This is a genomic window from Xanthomonas axonopodis, from assembly GCF_001304695.1.
GTDB classification, from domain to species: Bacteria; Pseudomonadota; Gammaproteobacteria; order Xanthomonadales; family Xanthomonadaceae; genus Xanthomonas; species Xanthomonas axonopodis.
Window position 1 is genome coordinate 13,054 of the sequence record NZ_JFAQ01000246.1, and the last position, 17,791, is coordinate 30,844.

At 63.5% G+C, this 17,791-nt stretch carries 16 protein-coding genes and 1 pseudogene; 12 read left to right on the plus strand and 5 right to left on the minus strand.

Annotated features, from left to right (window positions below):
- Positions 1–3 precede the first annotated feature (3 nt).
- The 4 genes from XAXN_RS18705 to ykgO all read right to left on the minus strand — a co-directional run bounded on the left by XAXN_RS18705 (position 4) and on the right by ykgO (position 2,996).
- Complete coding sequence (locus tag XAXN_RS18705; RefSeq protein WP_054320658.1) at positions 4–888, minus strand: carbon-nitrogen hydrolase; 885 nt, start codon at positions 886–888, stop codon at positions 4–6.
- 125 nt (positions 889–1,013) lie between these two features.
- Positions 1,014–2,048, minus strand: coding sequence for an agmatine deiminase family protein (locus tag XAXN_RS18710; protein ID WP_042822484.1), 1,035 nt, complete (start codon positions 2,046–2,048; stop codon positions 1,014–1,016).
- Positions 2,049–2,286: 238 nt separating this feature from the next.
- Positions 2,287–2,628: a hypothetical protein gene (locus XAXN_RS18720; RefSeq protein ID WP_007970129.1), complete on the minus strand. Its 342-nt coding sequence runs from the start codon at positions 2,626–2,628 to the stop codon at positions 2,287–2,289.
- Between the two features lie 242 nt (positions 2,629–2,870).
- Positions 2,871–2,996: a type B 50S ribosomal protein L36 gene (gene ykgO, locus XAXN_RS18725; RefSeq protein ID WP_005913193.1), complete on the minus strand. Its 126-nt coding sequence runs from the start codon at positions 2,994–2,996 to the stop codon at positions 2,871–2,873.
- Between the two features lie 173 nt (positions 2,997–3,169).
- Here ykgO and cmk point away from each other — a divergent pair, with 173 nt between their 5' ends.
- From cmk to XAXN_RS23545, 9 genes and pseudogenes are all read left to right on the plus strand, one after another.
- Entirely contained in the window at positions 3,170–3,853 is a 684-nt protein-coding gene (cmk, locus tag XAXN_RS18730; RefSeq protein WP_054320647.1) for a (d)CMP kinase, read from the plus strand.
- Positions 3,854–4,035: 182 nt separating this feature from the next.
- Entirely contained in the window at positions 4,036–5,721 is a 1,686-nt protein-coding gene (rpsA, locus tag XAXN_RS18735) for a 30S ribosomal protein S1 (RefSeq protein WP_054320648.1), read from the plus strand.
- A gap of 88 nt (positions 5,722–5,809) precedes the next feature.
- Positions 5,810–6,121, plus strand: a complete 312-nt coding sequence (locus tag XAXN_RS18740; RefSeq protein ID WP_003489651.1) for an integration host factor subunit beta — start codon at positions 5,810–5,812, stop codon at positions 6,119–6,121.
- Positions 6,122–6,187: 66 nt separating this feature from the next.
- On the plus strand, positions 6,188–6,493 hold the full coding sequence (locus XAXN_RS18745; RefSeq protein WP_054320649.1) for a lipopolysaccharide assembly protein LapA domain-containing protein: 306 nt from the start codon (positions 6,188–6,190) through the stop codon (positions 6,491–6,493).
- Positions 6,494–6,499: 6 nt separating this feature from the next.
- On the plus strand, positions 6,500–7,678 hold the full coding sequence (lapB, locus tag XAXN_RS18750) for a lipopolysaccharide assembly protein LapB (protein WP_054320650.1): 1,179 nt from the start codon (positions 6,500–6,502) through the stop codon (positions 7,676–7,678).
- Positions 7,678–8,646, plus strand: a complete 969-nt coding sequence (locus XAXN_RS18755) for an MraY family glycosyltransferase (RefSeq protein ID WP_054320651.1) — start codon at positions 7,678–7,680, stop codon at positions 8,644–8,646. The genes lapB and XAXN_RS18755 overlap by 1 nt, the downstream gene beginning before the upstream one ends.
- Positions 8,647–8,659: 13 nt before the next feature.
- Entirely contained in the window at positions 8,660–10,567 is a 1,908-nt protein-coding gene (locus tag XAXN_RS18760) for a polysaccharide biosynthesis protein (protein ID WP_054320652.1), read from the plus strand.
- Positions 10,567–11,460, plus strand: coding sequence for a UTP--glucose-1-phosphate uridylyltransferase GalU (gene galU, locus XAXN_RS18765; protein ID WP_054320653.1), 894 nt, complete (start codon positions 10,567–10,569; stop codon positions 11,458–11,460). The genes XAXN_RS18760 and galU overlap by 1 nt, the downstream gene beginning before the upstream one ends.
- A gap of 172 nt (positions 11,461–11,632) precedes the next feature.
- Positions 11,633–13,376 (plus strand): annotated as a pseudogene (locus XAXN_RS23545) (monovalent cation:proton antiporter-2 (CPA2) family protein).
- A 271-nt stretch (positions 13,377–13,647) separates the two neighbouring features.
- On the opposite strand, the gene XAXN_RS18775 reads toward XAXN_RS23545, so the two are convergent.
- On the minus strand, positions 13,648–13,968 hold the full coding sequence (locus tag XAXN_RS18775; RefSeq protein ID WP_008572376.1) for a DUF1244 domain-containing protein: 321 nt from the start codon (positions 13,966–13,968) through the stop codon (positions 13,648–13,650).
- Positions 13,969–14,017: 49 nt separating this feature from the next.
- On the opposite strand from XAXN_RS18775, the gene folD reads away from it, so the two are divergent.
- The 3 genes from folD to guaA form a co-directional block, all read left to right on the plus strand.
- Positions 14,018–14,902 carry a bifunctional methylenetetrahydrofolate dehydrogenase/methenyltetrahydrofolate cyclohydrolase FolD gene (gene folD, locus XAXN_RS18780; RefSeq protein WP_054320654.1) on the plus strand — a complete coding sequence of 295 codons (885 nt, stop codon included), beginning with the start codon at positions 14,018–14,020 and terminating at the stop codon, positions 14,900–14,902.
- 92 nt (positions 14,903–14,994) lie between these two features.
- Positions 14,995–16,452, plus strand: coding sequence for an IMP dehydrogenase (guaB, locus tag XAXN_RS18785; RefSeq protein WP_054320655.1), 1,458 nt, complete (start codon positions 14,995–14,997; stop codon positions 16,450–16,452).
- A 125-nt stretch (positions 16,453–16,577) separates the two neighbouring features.
- Positions 16,578–17,791: glutamine-hydrolyzing GMP synthase (guaA, locus tag XAXN_RS18790; RefSeq protein ID WP_054320656.1), on the plus strand; the 1,214-nt coding region annotated here is incomplete at its 3' end.

Genomic DNA, 17,791 nt, shown 5'->3' on the forward strand with positions numbered 1-17,791 from the left:
GCGTCAGTCGATGTAGCGCTTGAGCAGATCGCCGTACGCATCGATGCGACGGTCGCGCAGGAACGGCCAAATGCGGCGTACATGTTCGCTGCGCTGCAGGTCGACATCGCAGATCAGCACGGTCGGGTCCTGGCCGGCTTCGGCAATGAACTCGCCCTGCGGCCCCAGTACATGGCTGTTGCCCCAGAACTGGATGCCCGAAGCGCCCAGCGGCGAGGGCTCATGGCCGACCCGGTTACACGACAGCACCGGCACGCCGTTGGCGACCGCATGGCCGCGATGGCTGAGGATCCAGGCATCGCGCTGGCGCTCCTGCTCCGGCTGCTGGTCGTCCGGATCCCAGCCGATCGCCGTGGGGTAGAGCAGCAGTTCCGCACCGGCCAGCGCCATCAGGCGCGCCGCCTCCGGGTACCACTGGTCCCAGCACACCAGCACGCCCAGGCGGCCCACCGAGGTATCGATCGGCGTGAAGCCCAGGTCGCCCGGAGTGAAATAGAACTTCTCGTAAAAGCCCGGATCGTCGGGGATGTGCATCTTGCGATACTTACCGAGCAGGCGGCCGTCCTTTTCGAACACTACTGCGGTGTTGTGATACAGGCCGGCCGCGCGGCGCTCGAACAGCGAGGCGACCAGCACCACGCCGTGCTGCTTGGCCAGCGCGCTCAGACGCTCGGTGCTGGGGCCGGGAATCGGCTCGGCCAGGTTGAACTCCTCCACCGACTCGTGCTGGCAGAAATACGCACCGTTGTGCAGTTCCTGCAGCAGCACCAGCTTGGCGCCCTGTGCGGCGGCTTCGGCCACGCGCGATGCGATGACGGCCAGGTTGGCCTCGGCGTCGCCGTGGTTGCGCTCCTGGATCAGCGCGACGGGAAGGAGATGGCGGGTCATGGCAGCATCCAACGTAAGTGGCGCACTAAGGTAGCGCGCCATGGCGTAACACCGGCCTGCCGGCCGGAACAGGAAGCCACGCGCGGTCTGTGCGGCCGCGACGCAGGCGAGGTTTGCAACTGCGCTTAGGCCGCGAGCAGGCCGGCCGGCAATTGCATGGTCAGGCAATGCAGGCTGCCGTTCTGCCAGATCAGCGCACGACACGGCACCGGTACGATCTCGTGCTGCGGGAATGCCTGCGCCAGCACTGCCTGCGCGGTTGCATCGGCCACATCGCCATAGGCCGGCATCAACACTGCGCCGTTGACGATCAGGAAATTCGCATACGACGCGGCCAACCGGCGGCCTTCGTCGAGGATGGGCTGTGCCCACGGCAGCACAAACAGCCGATATGGCTGCCCGTCGGCGGTGCGCAGCGCGGCCAGTTCGTTGCCCATCGCCCGCAACTCTGCGTAATGCGAATCGCTGGCCACATCGCAGCCCTGATAGACGATCGCCTCCGGGCCGGCAAACCGCGCCAGCGTGTCGATATGCGCGTCGGTGTCGTCGCCTTCCAAGTAGCCGTGATCCAGCCACAGCACACGCTCCTGCGCCAGCCACGTGGCCAGGTCGCTGCTGAGCGATTCGCGCGTGCGCTGCGGATGTCGCTCATGCAGGCACTTCCAGGTGGTCAGCAGCGTGCCGGCACCATCGGTCTCGATTGCGCCGCCTTCTAGGGCGAAGTCGACCGTCTCCACCTGCGCCGGCACGAACACCTGCGCGGCATCCAGCGAGCTTACCAACTGATCGTCCAGGCTGGCTTCGAACTTGCCGCCCCAACCGGTGAAACGGAAATCCATCAACCGGAAGCCGGCGTCCTGGCGCAGCGTAATCGGGCCCGAATCGCGCAGCCAGGTGTCGTTGTAGGCGGCGATCACGAAACGCACGCGCGTCATGTCCACTCGCGCCGAACGCAGCCGCGCCTCGGCATAGATCTGCAGGTCGTCGTCGGCCACGCAGATGACCACCGGTTCGAAGCGGGAGATCGCCATGACCAGCGCAATGTAGGTCTCCTCAACATCGGCCAGGCGCTCGGCCCAATCGGTACCGGCATGCGGCCACGCGAGCAACACGGCGGATTGGGGTTCCCACTCGGCGGGAAAGCGAAGACGGTCGGTCATGCCAGGCAAATACCCATCTTGGTGTGCGGGCCATCGCCCGCACGTTCATCGATATCCCGCACGTCGCTGCGGGCTCTTGCGATCCAGGCGCCGATCGCCGCGCCCGGCCTAGTGACAGCATTGCAGCAACGCATGTCCGGCTGCTGACGGATCCGGTACGCCTTGCGATGCGAATCGTGACGGCCGGCGTGCGAAGACCAGATGCCAACACCACCGGCCGAGCCATCACCGACGCGCATCAGCGGATCGGCGGCTTGGGCCCGATCTCGTTGGCATCGGCCTTGTTGGCCACCACGTCGATCACCTTGCTCTTTTCGAAGTACACGGTGAAGGCCGGATACACCCAACGATGGATGGTCGGCCACTGGCGCTTCTGGCCGCCGCGCGGGTCGAGCTTTTCCTGCGGCGCGCCATAGCGGCCTTCGACCTGGCTCATGCTCTCGCCGCGCAAGGGCAGGGCAGCGGCAGGCTTCTGCTGTGCGCGGTCAACCAGCAGTGTGTCGGCCGAAGCAACGGCACTGATCCCCATCAGCGCGATTGTCAGCACGACCGGCGGCATCACAAACAAACGGTTACGCATGTCATCTACTCCCCAGTGGACAAGATTTCAGATGGTGATTACAGCAAAAAACGACGCTAGGCGCTGTTGCGACACGGCTGACCTGGCGGGGCCGCGATTGCCCGGGCGCCAGGCACAGGGACGGCGAGCTCCTTGCCCGGTCCGGCCGGCGGTCGATGCGGTGAAACCACTGCTGTGAAGCAGCGGCCAAGAAAAAACCGCCCGGAGGCGGCTTTCTCGGGTGTTGCACGCGCCGCAAAGGCTTAGCGCTGACGCGCCTTGAAACGCGGGTTCGACTTGCAGATCACGAAGACCTTGCCGCGGCGGCGGACCACCTTGCAGTCGCGGTGACGGGTCTTCGCAGACTTCAGGGAGGACAGGACTTTCATGGCACACCTCGGTGTAAACGGTTGGATTCGATGGAAGAGTGCCCACGATCGAGGGTGCACCCGGTAATTAAGCCGGCGATTCTAACCGGCTTTTCGCCGTGCTTTCAAGTGGTTGCAGCGCGATCGCTACGAGCGGCGCTACACTACGGCCTGATGACCTTCCGGAAACCTGAATGACCGACCTGTCGCCCGTCCTCACCATCGATGGTCCCTCCGGGGCAGGCAAGGGCACCGTGAGCCGGATCGTGGCCGCCCGGCTGGGCTGGCACTATCTCGATTCGGGTGCACTGTATCGCGCTGTCGGGGTCGCTGCGAGCTGGGCCGACCTGGATGTTTCAGACCCGGCAGCGCTGGTGCGCTGCACCTTCGACACCAAGGTGGAGTTCGACGATACGGGCGAGGCAGGCTTGCGCGTGCTGGTCAACGGCGCTGATGCCACCAGTGAGCTGCGTTTGGAAACCACCGGCGCGCTGGCCTCGGCCATTGCGGCCATTCCCGAAGTCCGCAGCGCGCTGAAAGAACGCCAACGCGCATTCAGGCGCGCGCCCGGGCTGGTTGCCGACGGGCGCGACATGGGCACGGTGATCTTCCCCGATGCCGTCTACAAGGTGTTTCTGACCGCCAGTGCCGAAGAACGTGCGGGTCGTCGCCATAAACAGTTGATGGAAAAGGGCGTTTCGGTTATCTTTGACGACCTGCTGCGCGAGGTCATGGCCCGTGATGCACGTGATGCGCAGCGGGTGGTGGCGCCACTACGGCCGGCCGAAGACGCCGTGATGATCGATACCAGCGGGATGGGAATCGAGGATGTCGTCCAGCGTGTGGTCGGGTTGCTCGCAGACCGCACGCCGTCGTAAGCGTTCCGCAAGCGGGTTTATCCCGCCGACCGTAAGGCGTTCCAAAGCTCCGTCGCGCATCCTGCGTGGCGGTTCTATGACTTCCAACCGACTCGCTGTGTGGAGTCGACCAACAGGCTGGGCGGTTTGCATCTGTCGCACTCCGACGATCGACGCCCGTGTGTTCAACTGAGTGAATTCAAATGACAGAATCTTTTGCAGAACTGTTCGAAGCCAGTCAAGCCAATCTGGCGAAGCTGAAGCCGGGCTCCATCGTCACCGGTACCGTCGTGGAAGTTCGCGGCGACGTGGTGGTGATCAACGCTGGCCTGAAGTCCGAAGGCATCGTGCCGATCGAGCAGTTCCGTAACGACGCTGGCGAGATCGATGTCGGCGTAGGCGACCAGGTCAAGGTTGCCCTCGATTCCATCGAGAACGGCTTCGGCGAAACCGTGTTGTCGCGCGAGAAGGCCAAGCGCGCGATGGTGTGGGACGAGCTGGAAGAAGCGTTGGAAAAGAACGAAACCATCACCGGCCGCATCAGCGGCAAGGTCAAGGGTGGTTTCACCGTGGACATCAAGGATGTCCGCGCGTTCCTTCCTGGTTCGCTGGTGGATGTGCGCCCGGTGCGCGACCCGGCCTATCTGGAAGGCAAGGAGCTTGAGTTCAAGCTGATCAAGCTGGACCGCAAGCGCAACAACGTCGTTGTGTCGCGTCGTGCAGTGGTGGAAAGCGAGCACTCGGAAGAGCGCGAGCAGCTGATGGACAAGCTGCAGGAAGGCGCAATCCTGAAGGGCGTCGTCAAGAACCTGACCGACTACGGTGCGTTCGTGGACCTGGGCGGTATCGACGGCCTGCTGCACATCACCGACATGGCCTGGAAGCGCGTGCGCCATCCGTCCGAAGTCGTCAACGTCGGCGACGAGCTGGACGTGCGCGTGCTGAAGTTCGATCGCGAGCGTAACCGCGTCAGCCTCGGCCTGAAGCAGCTGGGCGAGGATCCGTGGGACAACATCGCCCGTCGTTACCCAGCCAACAGCCGCGTGTTTGGCAAGGTCTCCAACGTCACCGATTACGGCGCGTTCGTCGAGATCGAGCCGGGCGTGGAAGGCCTGGTGCACGTCTCCGAGATGGATTGGACCAACAAGAACGTCAACCCGTCCAAGGTTGTGCAGGTCGGCGACGAAGTCGAAGTGATGGTGCTGGACGTCGATGAAGAGCGTCGCCGCATCTCGCTGGGCATGAAACAGGTTGCCGCCAATCCGTGGGAAACCTTCGCTGCCACCCACAAGAAGAACGACAAGGTGTCCGGTCAGATCAAGTCGATCACCGACTTCGGCATCTTCATCGGTCTGGACGGCGGCATCGACGGTCTGGTGCACCTGTCCGACATCAGCTGGAACACCACCGGCGAAGATGTCGTGCGCAACTACAAGAAGGGCGACACGCTGGAAGCCGTCGTGCTGGCAGTGGACCCGGAGCGCGAGCGCATCAGCTTGGGCGTCAAGCAGCTGGAGCAGGACCCGTTTGGTCAGTACATGGCGTCCAACCCGAAGGGTTCGAAGGTCGAAGGCCTGGTGCGTGAAGTGGATGCCAAGGGCGCCACGATCGACCTGGCCGATGGCATCGAAGGCTACGTTGCTGCACGCGACATCGCCAACGAGCGCGTGGACGATGCGACCCAGCACCTGAAGGTCGGCGACAAGATCGAAGCCAAGTTCGTGGGCATGGACCGCAAGGGCCGCACCCTGCAGCTGTCGATCAAGGCCAAGGACGATGCCGAAATGCGCGAAACGTTGGAGGACTACCAGTCCGCCTCCGCGTCGGGCGGCATGACTCAGCTGGGTGCGCTGCTGCGTGCGCAGTTGAACAACAACAAATCCGAGTAAGCGCGTAGCGCTCGCAAGAGCGTAATGGATCGGCCCGGGCTTGCCCGGGCCGATTCCGATGTGTCAGTCGAAAAAAGCAAGTCTTCCCATGACCAAGTCCGAATTGATTGAAATCCTGGCGCGACGCCAAGCGCATCTGAAGTCGGACGACGTGGATCTGGCAGTCAAGTCGCTGCTGGAAATGATGGGGCAGGCGCTCTCCGATGGTGATCGGATCGAAATTCGCGGGTTCGGCAGTTTTTCGCTGCATTATCGTCCGCCACGGCTGGGACGTAACCCCAAGACCGGCGAGTCGGTCGCGCTGCCGGGCAAGCATGTTCCCCACTTCAAGCCGGGCAAGGAATTGCGTGAGCGCGTCAGCTCCGTGGTGCCTGTGGATGTGGCCGACACGGCAGACTGAAGCCGTTCTGGCGCTGCGTTTATGTCGTCTCGGTTAAGCTAGTCCGCCTCCCGACGGAGTCTCGCCATGAAGGTGCTTCGCTTGCTGGTGATGTTGGCTTTCCTGCTGGTCGGTCTGATCATCGGTGCAGTCAATTCCCAGGACGTCACGCTCGATTTCCTGTTCTCCAGCGTGCATACCAGTTCAGGCGTCGCGATCATCGTCGCGCTGCTGGTCGGTGTGTTGATCGGTGCCGGCATGGTGCTGGTCAGTGTGGTCATTCCCCTCCATTCCAAACTGCGCCAGGCCAACAAGGCTGTTGCGGTCAGTCGCGCCGACGCCAGGCTTGTCACACCTGCGACTGTTGAGCCGCGCCCCATCGATGGACTGTAACGACGTATGGACTTTTTGACCGAGTGGATCTGGTTCTTCCTGTTTGTGCCGCTGGCTGCGCTAGGTGGCTGGATCGTCGGCCGTCGTGGCGGCCAACGCCATGGCGACACGCAGGTCAGTCGTCTTTCCAGTACCTATTTCCGCGGGTTGAACTATCTGCTCAACGAACAGCCCGACAAGGCGATCGAGCTGTTTCTGCATATCGCCGAACTGGATAAGGAAACCTTCGAGACTCAGGTCGCGTTGGGGCATCTGTTCCGTCGCCGTGGTGAAGTGGATCGTGCGATCCGCCTGCACCAGGGCCTGGTGCAGCGTGGCGACCTGACCGATCAGCAGCGCGTCCAGGCATTGCTGGCGCTCGGCGAGGACTACATGAAGTCGGGTCTGCTCGATCGTGCAGAAACGGTCTTCACCGAATTGGCGCAACTGGACCAGCGCGCACCGCAGGCGTTGCGCCATCTGATCGGCATCTATCAGGCCGAGCGCGATTGGGAAAAGGCGATCGACAATGCCACCCGCTATGAAGAGGTGACCGGCGAGCCGATGGGCAAGCTGATCTCGCAATTCGAATGCGAACTGGCCGATCGCTATCGCGGCCTGGGCAAGACCGACGATGCGCTACAGGCGATCGCACGTGCCTACCAGGCCGACGGCACCTCCGTGCGCGCCGGCATTCTGGAAGGACGCATCGAAGCCGAGCGCGGTCACGAAGAGGCGGCAGTGCGCGCATTCGAACGCGCTGCCCGGCATGATCCGGAATACCTGCCCGAGATCATTCCCGCATTGATGGCCGCGTATCGACGGGTCGGCGATATCGCGGGCGCGCGCAACTTCCTGTCGGAGATGACCGAGCACTATCGCGGCATTGCTCCGGTGCTGGCGCTGACCCAGTTGATGGAAGCCCAGGATGGCGTCGCGCCTGCGCTGGCCTATCTTGGCCGCCAGCTCAAGGATCGCCCGTCGGTGCGTGGTGAGTCGGCGTTGATCGATCTTACCCTGGCCGAGGGGAGCGACCCGGTCGGCACCTTGCAGGACCTCAAGCACATCACCGACCAGTTGCTGGTGCGCAACCCGGGCTACCGATGCACGCGCTGCGGCTTCGGTGCCAAGACGCATCACTGGCAATGCCCGAGCTGCAAGGAATGGGGCACGGTCAAACCGCTATTGAACTACGCGGTGGTCTGATGGTGTGGCTGTGGTGCGTGCTGCACCTGCTGGTCGCGGCACTGGGGACCTGGGCGCTGCGGCGCTATGCCTTGCATCGCCGGCTGCTCGATCATCCCGGCGAACGGCGTAGCCACGTGGTGGCAACTCCGCGCGGTGGCGGCATGGCGATCGTGGCGGCGATCGTGCTGGGTTGCGTGGCGGCTTGCGCGCTGTGGCCGACATCTCGGTTGACGGTCTGCTGGTTCGCAGCGGGCTTGGTTGCAGTGGCAGGCGTGGGCTGGTGGGACGACCACCGTCCGCTTTCGGCAAGGCTGCGGTTTTCGATCCATCTGGCCGCATCGGCGGCATTGGGCGCGTTGGTTTGGCAGGACACGGGCAGCGTATGGGATGGCTTGCTGACCGCCGCTGCGTCCGTGGTGTTGATCAATGTCTGGAATTTCATGGATGGCATCAATGGGCTGGCCAGCACCCAGGCGGCACTGGCCGCGCTGGGATTCTCCCTGGCAGCGCCTGCCGGCTGGTCGTGGGCAGGTCTGGCGGTTGCAGCAGCGTGCCTTGGCTTTGTGCCGTTCAATTTCCCACGTGCGCGCATCTTCATGGGCGATGGCGGCAGTGGTGCGCTGGGCTATGTGCTGGCTGCGCTGCTGGCGCTGAACGTGGCAAGTGGTCAGGTGAGCTGGTGGGTCAGTTGGCTCCCGTTGACGGCCTTTCTTGTAGACGCCGGCTTCACATTGCTTGCTCGCATGCTCTCCGGGCAACGCTGGTGGGAGCCGCATGCCCAGCACATGTACCAACGGTTTGCGCGCCGTCTTGAGACGCACGTCTCGGTAACTGGCATTTATTTCGCTTTCAGCCTCATTGCCGTCTGCTTGTATCTTTCAATCCGTCATGATCCGTTGTGGCTGCAGGTGTCCGGCGCGCTGGCATGGGGCATGGGCGCCACTGCGATCTGGCACTTTCTGCGCGATGGACTGCGCAATTTCTGAGTAATGGACTTTTATGATTTCCTGGCGTGACCGTTTGACAAAGGCCCTGCCGCAGATAGCGGTCGTGATACATGACCTGCTGATGGTCTGGGTGTGCTGGCAGCTGTTGCATGCCGGCCGCTATTCGATGCTACGCGATGCGCCGGATCTGCCGCTGTGGGACTGGCGTACCGCGGTGGTGTTGGTGGCGCAGGGCTTGGTGTTCTGGAAGATGGGGTTGTACCGCGGGTTGTGGCGCTTCGCCTCGGTGCCGGACTTGTGGAACATCTTCAAGTCGAGTTTTCTCGGACTGGTCGCGATCGTGCTGGCGCTGGCGTACGACCGTTTGGATGGCGTGCCGCTGTCGGTGCTGGTGGTCTATCCATTCGCGTTGTCGGCCATGCTGGGGACGCCGCGGCTGCTGTATCGCGCCTGGAAGGACTACCAAATCGTGCATTCCGGTGACGCGGGGCAGCGCGTGCTGATCCTCGGTGCCGGGCGCGCTGCCGAAGGGTTGGTGCGCGATCTGCGCCGTACCGGCGCGTTTGTTCCGATTGGCTATCTGGACGACGCCAGCAATCTGCATGGCGCCAAGATCCAGGGCCTCAATGTGCTGGGCAATCTGGATCAGGCCGCCGCGATCGCCAAAGAGACCGCTGCCAAATTGATGGTGATCGCGATCCCATCGCTGGATGCCTCCGGCATGCAGCGCGTCGTGGCGATCTGCGAAAGTACCGGCCTGCCGTTCCGCATGGTGCCCAAGCTGACCAACGTGCTGGAGGGGCGCTCGTTGCCGGGCGAGCTGAAGGAGGTCGCGATCGAGGACCTGCTCAACCGCAAGCCGGTCACGCCCGACTGGCGCCTGATCCGCGGCTGGCTGACCAACAAGACCGTGATGGTGACCGGCGCCGGCGGTTCGATCGGTTCGGAAGTCTGCCGCCAGTGCGCGCGCCACGGCGCGCGCCGGATCGTGCTGCTGGAAATTGACGAGCTGGCGCTGCTGACCATCGACTCGGATCTGCGCCGGCTGTTCCCGGATATCGAAGTGGTGCGCGTGTTGGGCGATTGTGGCGACCCGGCGGTCGTGGCGCATGCGTTGAACACTGCGACGCCGGACGCGGTGTTCCATGCGGCCGCGTACAAGCAGGTGCCGTTGCTGGAAGAGCAGTTACGCGAGGCGGTGCGCAACAACGTGCTGGCGACCGAGAACGTGGCGCGCGCCTGCCAGCGTGCACGTATCGAAACCTTCGTCTTCATCTCCACCGACAAGGCGGTCGAGCCGGTCAACGTGCTGGGCGCAAGCAAGCGCTATGCGGAAATGATCTGCCAGAGCCTTGACGCGCGCGATGCGCCAACGCGCTTCATCACCGTGCGCTTCGGCAACGTGCTCGATTCGGCCGGTAGCGTGGTGCCGTTGTTCCGCGAACAGATCCGCCAGGGCGGCCCGGTGACCGTGACGCATCCGGATGTCACGCGTTACTTCATGACGATCCCTGAAGCCTGCCAGTTGGTCATCCAGGCGGCTGCATCCGCGTCGCATGGTGCGATCTATACGCTGGACATGGGCGAGCCGGTGCCGATTCGATTGCTCGCCGAGCAGATGATCCGTCTGGCCGGCAAGCAGCCGGGCAAGGACGTGGCGATTCTCTTTACGGGCCTGCGTCCGGGCGAGAAGCTGCATGAGACGCTGTTCTATTCCGACGAAGACTATCGTCCCACCGCGCACCCCAAAATTCTGGAAGCCGGTGTGCGCGAGTTTTCGCATGAGCAGGTGCTGCAGTTGGTGACGCGCTTGCGCGAGGCCGTTAACCGCTATGACATCAACGCGATGGAGACTGTCTTGGGCAGCCTGATGCCGGATTTCGCGGCTGCTCGACGGAAAGTCGACGCGCGATCTGATACGGTCGTTCCATTCCCCGCACGTGAGGTCAGAAGACTGTAATGAGTCAGCGCATTCGCAAGGCCGTATTCCCCGTCGCAGGTCTTGGGACCCGCTTTCTTCCGGCTACCAAGACAGTGCCGAAGGAAATGTTGCCAATCATCGACAAACCATTGATCCAGTACGCTGTCGACGAGGCCATCCAGGCTGGCTGCGATACGCTGATCTTCGTTACCAACCGCTACAAGCACTCCATTGCCGATTACTTCGACAAGGCTTATGAGCTCGAGCAGAAACTGGAGCGCGCAGGCAAGCTGGAGCAGCTGGAGCTGGTGCGCCATGCATTGCCTGAGGGTGTGCGTGCCATTTTCGTCACCCAGGCAGAGGCGCTCGGCCTGGGTCATGCGGTATTGTGTGCCAAGGCCGTTGTCGGTGACGAGCCGTTCGCGGTGTTGCTACCGGACGACCTGATGTGGAATCGCGGCGATGCCGCGTTGACCCAGATGGCCAACTTGGCGGAAGCCTCGGGTGGCAGCGTGATTGCCGTGGAAGACGTGCCGCACGACAAGACGGCCAGCTACGGCATCGTGTCCACCGATGCCTTCGACGGCCGCAAGGGCCGCATCAACGGGATCGTCGAAAAGCCCAAGCCGGAAGTGGCACCAAGCAACCTGGCGGTAGTCGGCCGGTATATGCTCAGCCCCAAGATCTTCGAGTTGCTGGAGTCCACTGGCGCGGGTGCGGGCGGCGAAATCCAGCTGACCGACGCGATTGCCGAACTCCTGAGAAAGGAGCAGGTCGATGCCTTCCGTTTCGAAGGCCGACGTTTCGATTGCGGCGCACATATCGGTCTGATCGAGGCCACCGTACACTTTGCGCTTGAGCACGAAAAGCATGGCGGCCCGGCCAAGGAAATCATCCGCGAAGCATTGGCCAAGGCCGACGCGCACGGCTGATTGTTGCTTAATCGCTGGTTCTACGAACGACGCCAGCTGGCGTCGTTCGTCGTTTGAGGGCTGGCCGTACGCGCTGTCGCGCCTGCAGAGCTCGGCTTGGCAACGCCAGGCGGCGCAAAGATGCGCACCCTGATGCAGGCTGAGGTCGCGCGAGTGCCGCTAGAATCCGGGCATGAGCCAACCTGGCCAATCCAGTGAACTGATCAACGTGGTGGTGCTGCTCGGCGCCACCGTGATTGCGATCCCGTTGTTCCGGCGTCTCGGCCTGGGCTCGGTGTTGGGTTATCTGGCGGCGGGACTGGCAATTGGTCCGTTCGGGTTGGACCTGTTCAACGAGCCGCAAGCCATCCTGCATGTGGCCGAGTTGGGCGTGGTGATGTTTCTATTCGTGATCGGGCTGGAAATGCGCCCCTCGCACCTGTGGAGTTTACGCAAGGAAATCTTCGGACTCGGCACGCTGCAGATTGCGGTTTGCGCGCTGGTGTTGACCGGCATCGGCCTGTTTCTCGGCTTTGCGCTACCGGTGGCCTTCGTGGCGGCGTCCGGTTTTGTGCTGACCTCCACCGCTGTGGTGATGCAGCTTTTGGTAGAGCGTGGCGACGTCGCCTTGCCGCCAGGGCAGAAGATCGTGGCGATCCTGCTGTTCGAAGATCTGTTGATCGTGCCATTGCTGACGATCGTGGCCTGGATGGGCGCCAGCGGTGATCCGCAATCGTATCGCAGCGCTGGCAAGGCATTGGCATCGGTCTGGCCTGCATCGTCGGCTTGCTGGTGGCAGGGCGTTGGCTGCTCAATCCCTTGTTCCGCCTCCTGGCTGCGTCCAAGGCGCGCGAGGTGATGACGGCAGCAGCATTCTCGTGGTGCTGGGCGTGGCGCTGTTGATGCAGGTGGGTGGGCTGTCGATGGCGATGGGCGCGTTCCTGGCCGGCGTGCTGTTGTCCGAGTCCACGTTCCGGCATCAGATCGAAGCGGATATCGAACCCTTTCGCGGCATCCTGCTGGGGCTGTTTTTTCTCGGCGTCGGCATGAGCCTGGGCTTGCGCGTGGTGGCGGCCGACTGGCACCTGATCGTGCTGGGCGTGCTGGCCCCGATGGTGGGCAAGGGCGTGTGCATCTCAGCCTCTGGGGTCATCGATGCCCAGGTCAATGCCAGCCTAACCGCCATCGTGGTGTTGTCGATGGCACTGACGCCGTTGTTCGTGCTGCTGCAACGGCGGCTGACGCCGGCCGCGGCGGTCTCGCTGGATGGCGTGGAAGCAGCCAGCGGCCAGACCGGCAGCGTGTTAATCATCGGCTTCGGGCGCTTTGGGAAGGTGGCCAGTCAGTCGCTGCTGGCGCGCGATGTGGATGTGACCATCATCGATAACGACATCGAGATGATCCAGAGCGCCGAAAAATTTGGTTTCAAGATCTACTACGGCGACGGCACCCGGCTCGATGTGTTGCACGCCTCCGGCGCGCACAGTGCGCGTGCGATTGCGGTGTGCGTCGACAACCAGGAGGCAGCCAATCGCATCGTCGAGTTGGCAACGCGCGAATTTCCGCATGCCAAGCTGCTGGTGCGTTCGTACGACCGCCAGCATTCGCTGCAGTTGGTCGCGGCGGGACTGGATTACCAGATCCGCGAGACCTTCGAGTCGGCGGTGATCTTCGGTAACGTGGCGCTGGTAGAGCTTGGGGTGGACGAGGACGAAGCCGGCATGATTTCGCGTCAGATCCGCCGCCGCGATGCCGAGCGTTTCGAACTGGAGATCGCTGCCGGCGATGCGCGCGCCGGAGCCGGGCTGATGTGCGGCAACAAGGTGCCGACCGCACCCAGGCCCACGCCGTTCAAACGGCCGCGTCGCGGTAGCCGCACGCTCAACCTCGATGCAGTGCCGCAGGCTGAGCGAGTAGAGACACAGACGCGCGACTAAAGGCGCCCGGCAACACCGCTGCGCAGGCGCCGGGCGGCATGGCCAGTGCGCGATGCGGTGCGCCATCCGTCCATTGGATGGTCGCGACCGGAGGGCTGCTCGCGATGTCTTGTTGGCCGCTAAGAGCGGGCACACACGACTGTGCAGGCGCCCGGCGCGCTACACAGGCTCGATGCGGTACGGGTCGCTCGTGCGCGCCGGCTCCTCAGCGCGCCCACATCCAGCCAAACATCGCTCCGGACGCCTTGGCAGCTGCGCTCACTCTGTCTGCCTAGCCATGCTTACGCTGAGCGGCGGCGAAGGCCTCCAGTTGCTCGGGCGTGGCGTCTTTCTGATGCTGCTGTTTCCACTGGGCAAATGGCATGCCGTAAACGGCTTCGCGCGCCTGTTCCTTGGTCATGGCCTGGCCTTGCGCTTCGGCCGCTTCGCGGTACCAATCGCCCAGGCAGTTGCGGCAGAAGCCGGCGAGAATCATCAGATCGATGTTCTGCACATCGGTGCGGTCCTGGTTGAGATGCTGCAAGAGACGGCGAAATGCTGCCGCTTCGATCGAAGTGGTGCTTGAATCGGTGCGTGAGGTGGTGTCGGTCATGGCGGAATCGGGGACAATAGACGGCCTTCGACTCTACACCTGACGCCCCATGACCGCTTTTGCGCCAGCTGCCTCCGCTTCGGCCCGCCTTCTCGATGGTCGTCGCATTGCCGAGGAATTGCTCGACGGATTGAAGCTGCGCGTGGATGCGCGGCTGGCCGCAGGCAAGGCGCGCCCCGGGCTGGCGGTGGTGCTGGTCGGTGGCGATCCCGCGTCGTCGGTGTATGTGCGCAACAAGCGGCGCGCGGCCGAAAAGGTCGGCATCAAAGCCTTCGATTACGACCTGCCGGAGGGCACCAGCGAAGCCCAGCTGGCGTCGCTGATCGATGAGCTCAATGCCGATCCCAAGATTCACGGCATTCTGATCCAACTGCCGCTGCCGGATATTCCCGATGCCAACCGGCTGATTCAGCGCATCGACCCGCGCAAGGACGTGGACGGATTCCATCCGCAGAATGTCGGGCATCTGGCCTTGCGCGAATTCGGGCTGCGCCCGTGCACGCCGCGCGGCATCGTGACCTTGCTCGGCCACACCGACCAGCCGGTGCGCGGCCGCAACGCCACCATCGTGGGCGTGAGCAATCACGTTGGCCGGCCGATGGGACTGGAGCTGCTGATCGCCGGCTGCACGGTCACCAGCTGCCACAAATTCACCCCGCCCGATGTGCTGGAAGCGAGCGTGCGTAATGCCGACATCCTGGTGGTGGCGGTGGGCCGCCCAGGGCTGATTCCGGGCGAATGGGTCAAGCCAGGCGCGGTGGTGATCGATGTCGGCATCAACCGGCTCGATGATGGCCGCCTGGTGGGCGACGTCGGCTTCGATGCCGCCGCGCAGCGCGCGGCCTGGATCACCCCGGTACCGGGCGGGGTAGGGCCGATGACGGTGGCCACGCTGATGCAGAACACGCTGGAAGCGGCCGACGCCGTCGACTGAGGCGTGGGCGTAACGCAGCATTGCGGCTGCGTGGTGTCTTCGTGAAGGCTTTCAGGGTAAAATGCCGCGCTTCCCCAAACTCGGGTCCGCCGATGCTACGCATCCAGGCTGAAGCTCTTACCTACGACGACGTTTCGCTCGTCCCCGCTCATTCAATCGTCCTGCCCAAGGACGTCAGCCTGGAAACCCGGCTGACCCGCGATCTGCGTTTGAAACTGCCGATTCTGTCGGCAGCGATGGACACAGTGACCGAACACCGTCTTGCGGTGGCCATGGCCCAGTTGGGCGGCATCGGCATCATCCACAAGAACCTGACCCCGGCGCAGCAGGCCGGCGAAGTGGCGCGGGTCAAGAAGTTCGAATCCGGCGTGATCACCGAACCGTTCACCGTCAGCCCGGACACGACCATCGGCGAAGTGATCGCATTGACGCGCGCGCGCAATATTTCCGGCGTCCCGGTGGTGGATGGCAGCGAACTGGTCGGTATCGTCACCAGCCGCGACATGCGCTTCGAAAAGAAGCTCGACGATCCGGTCCGGCACATCATGACCAAGAAGGATCGCCTGATCACCGTGCGCGAAGGCGCCAGCGATGAGGAAGTGCTCGAGCTGCTACATCGCAACCGAATCGAAAAGGTCTTGGTGGTCAACGACAGCTTCGAGCTGCGCGGCCTGATCACGGTCAAGGACATCCAGAAGAAGACCGACAACCCCAATGCCGCCAAGGACAGCGCCAAGCGTCTGCTGGTGGGCGCGGCAGTGGGCGTGGGCGGCGATACCGAGCAGCGCATCGAGCTGCTTGCCGCAGCCGGCGTGGACGTGGTGATTGTCGATACCGCGCACGGCCATTCGCAGGGCGTGATCGATCGCGTGGCGTGGGTCAAGAAGACCTATCCGCAGCTGCAGGTGATCGGCGGCAACATCGTCACCGGCGATGCGGCGCTGGCGTTGATGGATGCCGGCGCGGACGCGGTCAAGGTTGGCGTGGGCCCGGGCTCGATCTGCACCACGCGTGTGGTTGCCGGCGTGGGCGTGCCGCAGATCACTGCGGTGGACATGGTGGCCGAAGCGCTGCAGGACCGCATTCCATTGATTGCCGATGGCGGCATCCGCTATTCCGGCGACATCGGCAAGGCGCTGGTGGCCGGTGCCTCGACGGTCATGGTCGGCGGCCTGTTGGCTGGTACGGAAGAGGCGCCGGGTGAGGTCGAACTGTTCCAGGGCCGCAGCTACAAGAGCTACCGCGGCATGGGCAGCCTGGGTGCGATGGAAGAGGGGTCCAAGGACCGCTACTTCCAGGATGCCTCCGATGCCGACAAGCTGGTTCCTGAAGGCATCGAAGGGCGCGTGCCGTATCGCGGCCCGGTCGGCGGCATCATCCACCAGCTCATCGGTGGCCTGCGCGCGACCATGGGCTACGTGGGCTGCGCCACGATCGAAGACATGCGCACCAAGCCGAAGTTCGTCAAGATCACCGGCGCCGGCCAGCGCGAAAGCCACGTGCACGACGTGCAGATCACCAAAGAGCCGCCGAACTATCGCGCCGGGTAACCGGCACGCGGGATTGGGGATTCGGCATTCGGGAGTCGCAAGAGCCTACTGCACCCCCGCCCGGCAGCGGTTGTGGCTTGTGTTTTTGCGAATCTCCAATCCCAACTCTCCAATCCCGGCTCTCAATGACCAATATCCATACCGACAAGATCCTCATCCTCGACTTCGGCGCGCAGTACACCCAGCTCATTGCGCGGCGCATTCGCGAGATTGGGGTCTATTGCGAGATCTGGGCGTGGGATCATGATCCGTCGGAGATTGCCTGTTTCGGTGCCAAGGGCATCATCCTGTCCGGCGGCCCGGAGTCGACCACGTTGCCTGGCGCACCGGTGGCGCCGCAGGAAGTGTTCGATAGCGGCCTGCCGGTGTTCGGTATCTGCTACGGCATGCAGACCCTGGCTGCGCAGCTGGGTGGGGCGACCGAAGCGGCCGACCAGCGTGAATTCGGTCATGCCGAAGTGGACGTGGTGGCGGCAGATGCGTTGTTCTCCGGCCTCACCGACCACGCCGGCGCTTCGTGCCTGAATGTATGGATGAGCCACGGCGACCACGTGTCGCAGGTGCCGCCGGGCTTCACCATTACCGCCACGACCGACCGCATTCCGGTCGCGGCGATGTCCAACGAAACCAAGCGCTGGTATGGCGTGCAGTTCCACCCGGAAGTGACGCATACCTTGCAGGGCCAGACCTTGCTGCGTCGCTTCGTGGTGGATGTCTGCGGCTGCCAGACGCTGTGGACCGCGGCCAACATCATCGAGGACCAGATCGCGCGCGTGCGCGAACAGGTGGGCGATGATGAAGTGGTCCTGGGCCTGTCCGGTGGCGTGGATTCGTCGGTGGTTGCCGCGCTGTTGCACAAGGCGATCGGCGACAAGCTGACCTGCGTGTTCGTCGATACCGGCCTGTTGCGCTGGCAGGAAGGCGACCAGGTGATGGCGATGTTCGCCGAGCACATGGGCGTCAAGGTGATCCGCGTCAACGCGGCCGATCGCTATTTCGCCAAGCTGGAGGGGGTCAGCGACCCGGAAGCCAAGCGCAAGATCATCGGCAACCTGTTCGTCGACATCTTCGACGAAGAATCCAGCAAGCTCGCCAATGCCAAGTGGCTGGCGCAGGGCACGATCTACCCGGACGTGATCGAGTCGGCCGGCAGCAAGACCGGCAAGGCGCATGTGATCAAGAGCCACCACAACGTCGGTGGCTTGCCGGAACACATGAAGCTGGGCCTGGTCGAACCGCTGCGCGAATTGTTCAAGGACGAAGTGCGTCGCCTTGGCGTCGAACTCGGGTTGCCGCGCACGATGGTGTATCGCCACCCGTTCCCAGGCCCGGGCCTGGG

What these genes read in the sequence shown, in the direction of transcription:
- galU (WP_054320653.1), top strand. Translation starts at nt 10,567, where the DNA reads ATGAGTCAGCGCATTCGCAAGGCCGTATTCCCCGTCGCAGGTCTTGGG.
- XAXN_RS18705 (WP_054320658.1), bottom strand. Translation starts at nt 888, where the DNA reads ATGACCCGCCATCTCCTTCCCGTCGCGCTGATCCAGGAGCGCAACCAC.
- rpsA (WP_054320648.1), top strand. Translation starts at nt 4,036, where the DNA reads ATGACAGAATCTTTTGCAGAACTGTTCGAAGCCAGTCAAGCCAATCTG.
- XAXN_RS18720 (WP_007970129.1), bottom strand. Translation starts at nt 2,628, where the DNA reads ATGCGTAACCGTTTGTTTGTGATGCCGCCGGTCGTGCTGACAATCGCG.
- ykgO (WP_005913193.1), bottom strand. Translation starts at nt 2,996, where the DNA reads ATGAAAGTCCTGTCCTCCCTGAAGTCTGCGAAGACCCGTCACCGCGAC.
- folD (WP_054320654.1), top strand. Translation starts at nt 14,018, where the DNA reads ATGACCGCTTTTGCGCCAGCTGCCTCCGCTTCGGCCCGCCTTCTCGAT.
- XAXN_RS18760 (WP_054320652.1), top strand. Translation starts at nt 8,660, where the DNA reads ATGATTTCCTGGCGTGACCGTTTGACAAAGGCCCTGCCGCAGATAGCG.
- XAXN_RS18755 (WP_054320651.1), top strand. Translation starts at nt 7,678, where the DNA reads ATGGTGTGGCTGTGGTGCGTGCTGCACCTGCTGGTCGCGGCACTGGGG.
- XAXN_RS18775 (WP_008572376.1), bottom strand. Translation starts at nt 13,968, where the DNA reads ATGACCGACACCACCTCACGCACCGATTCAAGCACCACTTCGATCGAA.
- cmk (WP_054320647.1), top strand. Translation starts at nt 3,170, where the DNA reads ATGACCGACCTGTCGCCCGTCCTCACCATCGATGGTCCCTCCGGGGCA.
- XAXN_RS18745 (WP_054320649.1), top strand. Translation starts at nt 6,188, where the DNA reads ATGAAGGTGCTTCGCTTGCTGGTGATGTTGGCTTTCCTGCTGGTCGGT.
- XAXN_RS18710 (WP_042822484.1), bottom strand. Translation starts at nt 2,048, where the DNA reads ATGACCGACCGTCTTCGCTTTCCCGCCGAGTGGGAACCCCAATCCGCC.
- lapB (WP_054320650.1), top strand. Translation starts at nt 6,500, where the DNA reads ATGGACTTTTTGACCGAGTGGATCTGGTTCTTCCTGTTTGTGCCGCTG.
- XAXN_RS18740 (WP_003489651.1), top strand. Translation starts at nt 5,810, where the DNA reads ATGACCAAGTCCGAATTGATTGAAATCCTGGCGCGACGCCAAGCGCAT.
- guaB (WP_054320655.1), top strand. Translation starts at nt 14,995, where the DNA reads ATGCTACGCATCCAGGCTGAAGCTCTTACCTACGACGACGTTTCGCTC.